Annotated in this window: 6 protein-coding genes; 2 read left to right on the forward strand and 4 right to left on the reverse strand. The window is 65.3% G+C overall.

Features of this window, described 5'->3' with window-relative positions:
- The first annotated feature begins 19 nt into the window (after window positions 1-19).
- On the forward strand, window positions 20-700 hold the full coding sequence (locus CBW66_RS16815) for a helix-hairpin-helix domain-containing protein (RefSeq protein WP_086138215.1): 681 nt from the start codon (window positions 20-22) through the stop codon (window positions 698-700).
- Window positions 701-785: 85 nt separating this feature from the next.
- Here the strand turns inward: CBW66_RS16815 and CBW66_RS16820 are convergent, their stop codons facing one another.
- The 3 genes from CBW66_RS16820 to CBW66_RS16830 form a co-directional block, all read right to left on the reverse strand.
- Window positions 786-1,619, reverse strand: coding sequence for a sterol desaturase family protein (locus tag CBW66_RS16820; protein WP_086138216.1), 834 nt, complete (start codon window positions 1,617-1,619; stop codon window positions 786-788).
- A gap of 35 nt (window positions 1,620-1,654) precedes the next feature.
- Entirely contained in the window at window positions 1,655-2,410 is a 756-nt protein-coding gene (locus CBW66_RS16825) for a PEPxxWA-CTERM sorting domain-containing protein (RefSeq protein WP_086138217.1), read from the reverse strand.
- Window positions 2,411-2,640: 230 nt separating this feature from the next.
- The gene (locus CBW66_RS16830; RefSeq protein ID WP_086138218.1) at window positions 2,641-4,206 is read right to left on the reverse strand and encodes a phospholipase D family protein; all 1,566 of its coding nucleotides are present in this window, start codon (window positions 4,204-4,206) and stop codon (window positions 2,641-2,643) included.
- A gap of 199 nt (window positions 4,207-4,405) precedes the next feature.
- Between CBW66_RS16830 and CBW66_RS16835 the strand changes: the two genes are divergently transcribed.
- Window positions 4,406-5,761 (forward strand): M20/M25/M40 family metallo-hydrolase, encoded by a 1,356-nt coding sequence (locus CBW66_RS16835; RefSeq protein WP_086138219.1) that lies wholly within the window; start codon window positions 4,406-4,408, stop codon window positions 5,759-5,761.
- Here the strand turns inward: CBW66_RS16835 and CBW66_RS16840 are convergent, their stop codons facing one another.
- Complete coding sequence (locus CBW66_RS16840; RefSeq protein WP_086138220.1) at window positions 5,762-7,516, reverse strand: FAD-dependent oxidoreductase; 1,755 nt, start codon at window positions 7,514-7,516, stop codon at window positions 5,762-5,764.
- Between the last annotated feature and the right edge of the window lie 140 nt (window positions 7,517-7,656).

The following is a 7,656-nucleotide window of genomic DNA, read 5'->3' on the forward strand; positions in this document are numbered from 1 at the left end:
ACATCACGGAGAGATACCCATGTTCAAAAAAATACTGCTGGCCATCGCCACCTTGATCGCGACGATGGGCTTTGCCTTTGCCCAGGTTGATGTCAACAAGGCGGACCAGGCGGCACTCGACAGCGTCAAGGGCATCGGTCCCGTCACGTCGAAAGCCATCATCGATGAGCGTGCCAAGGGCGGCGCCTTCAAGGATTGGGCCGATTTTGAAAGCCGCGTGAAGGGCATCGGTCCGAAAAGTTCCGTGAAACTGTCGGAAGCGGGCTTGCAAGTGAATGGCCAGGCCAAGTCCGGCGCGCCGGCTGCGCCCGCTCCGGCGGCGAAAGCTGCCCCGGCAAAAAAGGAAGCTGCTGTGAAGGAAGTTGCGGCGAAAGAAGCCGCACCGAAGCCAGCTGCTGCAACCGACACCGCTGCGGCGCCAGCCAAGACAGCCGCTGAAGCGAAAAAAGAAGCTGCTGCCGCGAAGAAAGAAGCCAAGGCCGCCGCGGCTGCCGCCAAGAAAGAAGCCGCCGCCAAGGTGGTGCCTGCCGCCGCGCCTGCCGCCGCAGCGGCCGATGCCGCTCCCGTGAAAACGGCTGCCGAAGCGAAGAAGGAAGCTGCCGCTGCCAAGAAAGAAGCGAAGGCTGCTGCCGCTGCCGCGAAGAAAGAAGCGAAACTGGCTGCCGCCGAGGCGAAGAAAGCGGAAGCCGAGAAAAAATAAGCGTTTTGTCGTAAAGCGTGTTGCGTGGTGGTGCCGCGCAGCACGAGAAGAAAACCCCGCGTGGTACCGGCCGCGCGGGGTTTTTTTATTGGGCGGCCTTGTCTTTGCGCAGGAATGGCGCCGTCAGCTGCCCCGCCAGCGTCTTCGGCATGGGCGCCTCGATGCCGCATGCGGCCGGCCAGGCGCGCGGCAGGTGATATGTGCCGAACAGCCGGTCCAGCAGGGGCAGGGTCGAGGCGTAGTTGCGGTTGATGTGTTCGAATTTGCTGTGATGCCAATGGTGGAAGGCGGGCGTGGCCACCAGCCATTCCAGCGGGCCGAAGCGCCAGCGCAGGTTGGCGTGGATGAAGAAGCCCCAGACGGTACCGATCAGCAACAACAGCGCGGGCGCGGCGCTGCCTGCCACACCGGGGCCGGCCAGGCCCAGCAGATACAGAGGTGTCAGGCCGAATAGGCGCGTGACCACCATGTCGACGGGATGGGTGCGGGTATGGGCGAGGAAGTACAGCTGTTCCGTACTGTGGTGGACGGCATGGTAGCGCCACAGCCACGGGATTTCATGGCTGAGCCTATGCCCCCAGTAAGTGCCGACTTCGCCGATCAGCAAGCCCAGTCCGAGCTTGGCCCACAGGGGCAGGGCAGACAGGGTGGCGGGGATGGCGTCCGGCAGCCAGCGCTGGCCAGCGACGGCGAGCAGGGCCAGCGGCGCGGCCAGCAAGGCGGCCGGCAGCAGGCTGCTGATGAAATAAAAGCCCAGGTCGCTGAACAGTTCGGTGCGCGAGCGCCCCGCATGGCGCTCGCCAAAGAAGCGCTCGAGCGGCACGAAGATCACGGCCAGCAACACCAGCCACAGGCTCAGGCGCAGCACGTCGACGACGATGCCGGGCAGCTGGGTTTGCAGGGTGTGCAGCAGGCTCATTTTATTCCATCAAGCAATGGCCAAGTGTTGCTGTCTCAGGCCGCAGCGGCCGTCTTGCGGCGGCGCGCCATGAAGCCGAACAAGCACAGGCCGCCGATCAGCATGCCCCAGGTCGCGGGTTCCGGCACGGCCGATACCAGCGACACGCCGTCGAGCAGCATGAACGGCGGCGCGCCCGTCGGGCTGCCCTTGGCCATGAACGACAGCAACTCGCTGCTGTTCGTGGCCGTAAAGGTCATGCTGGCCTGGTGCCAGCCCGTGAAGCCCTGGCTGACGTTGGACAAGGAGGCCGTTTGCTGCTTGCTGTTGCCCAGCGCAACGTCCCAGTAATTGACGGGATTGTTGCCGCGGAAACCCACTTGCTGGCCAGCGCCGTACGAAAAGCTCAGGGTGTAGGCTTGGCCGGGGACGAGGCCGCTCACCTGCTGCGTGACGGGGCCGGGGAAATAATCCCAGTCGGCCGCCAGCACGTTGCCGCCCGTGGGGCTGACGCCCAGACCGTTTTTCGGGCCGCGGCCACTGTAGGAATTCGGTCCCCACAAAGTCAGCGCCGTCTTGGCGTTGGTGTCGTCGATGTTGTTGCCGTTCAAGACGAAGTTATAGCCCTTGCTGGACCAGTTGCTCAGGTAGGTGCGGTCGGCGCGGTCGTAGTTGCCTTCGTTCAATTGCTTCGACGTGCCATTGCTGGTCAGCTCGAAATCGCCATTCTTGACGAGGTTGGTCGATGCCTGGGCCGCGCAGGTGCACAGGGTGACGGCAGACAGCGCCAATACAGACAATAAGTTAGGCATGAAAAGCTCCAAAAGTGACAGGAAAGTGTTGCATTCTGTCGGCGAGCTTTTGGCCAACGGCGGGATTCGTCGCGGAAGAGGCGAGAGGTAATTTCTGTGACAACGATGATGTCGCGGTGCGCAAATTATAGCAGCGTTTGGCAAAAGAGCATCTGGCATGTCTTGAAAATAACAAATATTTTTATGTGGCAATAATGTCAAGATCCGTTCGGCGCAGTGCGGCCAGGCTGCTACAGTTGCGACTCGATCGGTAGCCAGCGCATCACGGACACCAGCAGGCGGCGCCAGAAGCCTGACTCCGGATCCTGCGTCCACACTTTGGCGGGCTGCTCGGTGGCGTCGGACCAGCGCAGGGCGCCGTTGTCGAGGAATAAGCGGTAGCTGGTATCGTTGGCCGTCGAGTGCAGGAACAGCGTGCGCATGTCGGCCGCCAGCGCGGCATCGTCGAACAGCACGCCCATTTCCGTATTCAGCTGGGCCGAGCGGGGATCGAGGTTAAAGGAACCGACGAAGCCCCGCTGGCCGTCGACCACCACGGCCTTGGTATGCAGGCTGGCGCGGCTCGAACCCATCAGGCTGATGCGCTTGCGGTGCTGGGTCTTCAATTCAAACAGGGCGACACCGCCGCCCAGCAGCGCTTCGCGGTAGCGCGCATAGCCCGCATGCACGAGGGCCACGTCGGTGGCGGCCAGCGAGTTGGTCAGCACGCTGACCTGGACACCGGCCGCGACCTTGTCGGCCAGCATCGTGCTCAGCGCCGCGCCGGGAACAAAATAGGGCGAGGTCAGCAGCGCTTCCTTGCGCGTGTCCGTCAGCAGCGGCAGCAGGCTGTGCATGAGCCAGTGCTCGCTGCGCTGCAAACTGGCCACGGGAGCGGCTTTTTCCGGCGGGTCCGACAGCACCTGCACTTGCCCGCTCCAGTGCAGGCGCAGCCGGCCATCGAGGTGGGCCTGCAACTGGCCCGCATCGGTCAGTTGCTGGAGGTAGGGCGAAGCACCCACTTCGCCCGTGAGCGCATCAAGGCGCGCACGCACGGCCTGCAGCTCCGGCGCACCCGCGTCCTTGCCGGCGTGCAAGGCGCGGATGGGGATGACGGCGCGGCTGTTCCAGAAGCGGTCAAAGATGTCGCTCGTTTGCCGCACGGCGGGACCCACCAGCAGCAGGTCGGCATCCTGGAAATTGACTTGTTCGGCGGCGTCGAAGTACTCATCGCCGATATTGCGCCCGCCGACGAGGGCCACCCTGCCGTCGACGATCCAGGCCTTGTTGTGCATGCGCCGGTTCAGGCTGACGGCGCGCAAGGCCATTTCCACGGCGCGCATCCAGATGCCGTCGCGGTTGCGGCCCGGATTGAAGATACGCACGTCGATCAGCGGATGGCTGTCGAGCGCGAGGATGGCGGCGTCCTGGCCCCGTGCGTTGATATCGTCGAGCAGCACGCGCACGCGCACGCCGCGGTCTGCCGCGCGCAGCAGTTCGCGCACCAGCAGGCGTCCCGTGACGTCGTTATGCCAGATGTAGTATTGGAGGTCGAGGCTGCGGCCCGCTTCGCGCGCGCTCAGGGCGCGCAGGGCGAACGCTTCCAGATTGTCGTCGATCAGGGCCGTGCCGCTATGGCCGGGGTGCTGCGCCAGCTGGGGCGCCAGCACGCGGTCGAGCAGGGTGGCATCCGTCGCCAGGGGCAAGGCCGTGCCAGGCGCACCCAGCGAGCGTTCGGCGAAGCGCCCGTAGCTGTACAGGGCAGCGATGCTGAGCACGGCAAACAAGGTGGCCAGCAGCAGCAATTTGACGAGCATGCGGCGCACCGTCAGCGGACCGCGCGCAGGCTGTGGCGTGCGGGATGGAGGGCGGTCTGGCGCATGCGTGCCTTTCGTGAGCGGGGGAGTGGCCGATTGTAGCAGTTTCTACAATGCACGATTTCTGACCTGGAACATCCTTGCCTGCCGTCAAAAATGCGAGAATGGCCTGCTCAATCAATCATCGGGAGACGCACGCATGGTAGCGATTTTGACGGCAATGACGGCAGCCATGCTGTCGGCGAGTGTGGCGGCGGCGCCGGGCGCCGACCCGGCGCAGCAGCAGATACGGCAAGTGGTGGCCGACATCTCGCCGCAGCGCATCGAGGCGCATGTGCGCAAGCTGGTCGGTTTCGAGACGCGCCACACCATGTCCGATACCGTGTCCGACACGCGCGGCATCGGCGCGGCCCGGCGCTGGATCAAGGCGGAACTGGAGCGCTGCGGCGCACAGGCGGGCGGACGGCTGCAGGTGGCGTTCGACAGCCACGTCGCGCCCGTGTCGAAGCGCATTGCGCGGCCGACGGAAATCGTCAACGTGGTGGCGACCCTGCCTGGCAGCCAGCCGCAGTCGGCCGAACGCATCTATGTCGTCAGCGGCCACTATGATACGCGCGCCACCGACGTGATGGATGCGCAGGGCAACGCGCCCGGCGCCAACGATGACGCCTCCGGCACGGCGGCCGTGATCGAAATGGCCTGCGCGATGGCGCGCTACCAGTTCGACGCCACGCTCGTCTTCATGGCCGTGGCGGCCGAGGAACAGGGCTTGCTGGGTTCCGGCCACTGGGCGCAGCAGGCGAAGTTGAATAAACTCAACATCGCCGGCATGCTCAATAACGACATCATCGGCAGTTCGCGCGCCGACGACGGCACCGTCGATGGCGGCCAGGTGCGCCTGTTTGCCGAGGGCATCCCGGCCGTCAAGGAGATGAGCGACGGCGTGCGTGCCCTGGTGGCGACGGGCGGCGAAAACGATTCCCTCTCGCGCCAGCTGGCGCGCCATGTGAAACAGGTGGGCGAGCGCTATGTGCCCGGCTTTACGGTCAACGTCATCCAGCGCGCCGACCGCTACCTGCGCGGCGGCGACCATATGCCCTTCCTCGCGCAAGGCTATGCGGCGCTGCGTTTCACGGAACCGCACGAGGATTTTGCCCATCAGCATCAGGATGTGCGCGTGGAAAATGGCCTGCAGTATGGCGACCTGCCGCAATTCGTCGATTATGACTATGTGGCGAAAGTGGCGCGCGTGAATGCGGCGGCGCTCGCGTCGCTGGCCCTGGCGCCGGCCGCGCCCGCCGGTGTGCAGGTACGCACGGCCCAGCTGGAAAACGCCACCACGCTGCTATGGCAGCCGAATGCGGAGCCGGACCTGGCCGGCTACCGCATCGTCTGGCGCGCCACCACGGCGGACCAGTGGCAGGGTGCGCAGGACGTGGGCAATGTCACCGAGGCCAAGGTCAAGCTGTCGAAGGACAACTATTTCTTTGGCGTCCAGGCCATCGACAAGGATGGCAATGTCAGCGTGGCAACGTACCCGATGCCGCTGCGCTGATCAGGAACCGACGGGCAGGCGCGCAAGAAAGCCGTGAATCTGGGAAACGACCGCCGCGCCTTCGCCGACGGCGGCGGCCACGCGCTTGGTCGAGCCGGCCCGCACGTCGCCGATGGCGAACACGCCGGGCACGCTCGTTTCCAGGGCGGCCCGGTCCGGCAAGTCGGGGGGATACACTCCGTGGCCATGGGCGCGGCATTCGGCGCGCGTGACGTCGAAGCCCGTGCGGATGAAACCCTGTTCGTCGACGGCCACGGCGCAGTCGTGCAGCCAGTCCGTGTTCGGATCGGCGCCGACAAACAGGAAGACGCGGCGCACGGCGCAATCGCACTCTTCGCCCGTTTGATTGTTGCGCCAGCGGGCACCCGTCAAGCCCTCGTCGTCGCCTTCGAGGGCGATGATTTCCGTGTGCGTGTGCAAGGTGATGTTGGGCGTGGCGGCGATGCGCTCGATCAAATAGCTCGACATGCTGGCCGCCAGTCCCTCGCCGCGGATCACCATGTGGACCTTGGCGGCGTGGCCGGATAGAAACACGGCCGCCTGGCCGGCCGAATTGCCGCCACCGACCAGGATGATCTCTTCCTGCCGGCACAGCTTGGCTTCGATGGGCGAGGCCCAGTAATACACGCCCCGTCCCTCATAAGTTTTCAGGTTGGCCAGCGAGGGGCGGCGGTAGCGCGCGCCGCACGACAGCACCACCGTGCGGGCGCGCACCTGCGTGCCGTCGCACAGATTGACGCGCAGGGGCCAGCTGTCGCACAGCAGGTTGGCGGCGCTGGCCGGGGTGGCGATCTCGACGCCGAACTTTTGCGCCTGCACGTAGGCGCGCCCCGCCAGCGCGCGGCCCGAGATACCGGTGGGAAAGCCCAGGTAATTTTCGATGCGCGCGCTGGCGCCGGCCTGGCCGCCGTACGCGCGCTGCTCGAGCGCCAGCACCGACAAGCCTTCCGAGGCAGCATACACGGCCGTGGCCAGGCCGGCGGGACCGGCGCCTACCACCAGCACGTCGAAAATCTTGTCGCCGGACAAATCGGGCAGCATGCCCAGGCAGCGTCCCAGTTCCGCATTGCCGGGATTCTTCATGATCTTGCCGTCGGGACAGATCACCAGCGGCCATTCCTGCGGCGTGGGCTGGTAGCGCCCGGCCAGCGCGGCGGCGGACGTATCGGTGGCCGGATCGAGCACCGTGTGCGGATGGCCATTGCTCGATAAAAAGCTTTGCAAGTGAAACAGATTGCCATTGCCGCGCGGTCCCACCAGCACGGGGCCGCCCGAATTCGATTCGATCAGCGCCACGCGGCGCAGGATCAGCGCGCGCACGATGCGTTCGCCCATTTCCGCCTCGGCCACGATCAGCGCGCGCAAGGATTCCGAACTGATGTCGAGCAATTCCACGGCGCCCACGGCGCTGCCGTTGACGAGGGTGGGGCGGCCCGACAGTTGCGCCACCTCGGCAATGAAGTGGCCGACGCCCACTTCGCGCAGCACGGACGCCTGCCCCAGCACTTCGTGGCGCGTGATGCTGACCCGCCCGGACAGTATCACCAGCATGCCGAAGCTGCTGCTGCCCGCCTCGAACAGCGTCTCGCCATCGTTAAAATGGCGCCGCGTGCCATAGCGCTGCAAGCGCTGCAGTTCGAGTGCATTGAAGACGGGTGAGATCTGGTGGCTGCGGCCCTGCAAGTCGAGTGTGGCGAACTGGACGGGATCGTCCTGCGATGTTTCGGGAATGAATTCGGGAGTGCTGCTGGCCATGGCGGGTCCATTCGGAGGCTGAATAAGCAAATAACAAAAATAACTAACAGTGACGAGTCTAGCGCATGCGGCGCGCGCCTGCCGCAATACCCCTTGCGCACGCCCGGAAATGCCGGCGCGGCAGGCGCCATGCGGCCGGT

The sequence above is a fragment of the Janthinobacterium sp. GW456P genome (assembly GCF_002127655.1).
In the GTDB taxonomy this organism is placed as follows: domain Bacteria; phylum Pseudomonadota; class Gammaproteobacteria; order Burkholderiales; family Burkholderiaceae_D; genus Janthinobacterium.

What these genes read in the sequence shown, in the direction of transcription:
- CBW66_RS16815 (WP_086138215.1), top strand. Translation starts at nt 20, where the DNA reads ATGTTCAAAAAAATACTGCTGGCCATCGCCACCTTGATCGCGACGATG.
- CBW66_RS16820 (WP_086138216.1), bottom strand. Translation starts at nt 1,619, where the DNA reads ATGAGCCTGCTGCACACCCTGCAAACCCAGCTGCCCGGCATCGTCGTC.
- CBW66_RS16825 (WP_086138217.1), bottom strand. Translation starts at nt 2,410, where the DNA reads ATGCCTAACTTATTGTCTGTATTGGCGCTGTCTGCCGTCACCCTGTGC.
- CBW66_RS16830 (WP_086138218.1), bottom strand. Translation starts at nt 4,206, where the DNA reads ATGCTCGTCAAATTGCTGCTGCTGGCCACCTTGTTTGCCGTGCTCAGC.
- CBW66_RS16835 (WP_086138219.1), top strand. Translation starts at nt 4,406, where the DNA reads ATGGTAGCGATTTTGACGGCAATGACGGCAGCCATGCTGTCGGCGAGT.
- CBW66_RS16840 (WP_086138220.1), bottom strand. Translation starts at nt 7,516, where the DNA reads ATGGCCAGCAGCACTCCCGAATTCATTCCCGAAACATCGCAGGACGAT.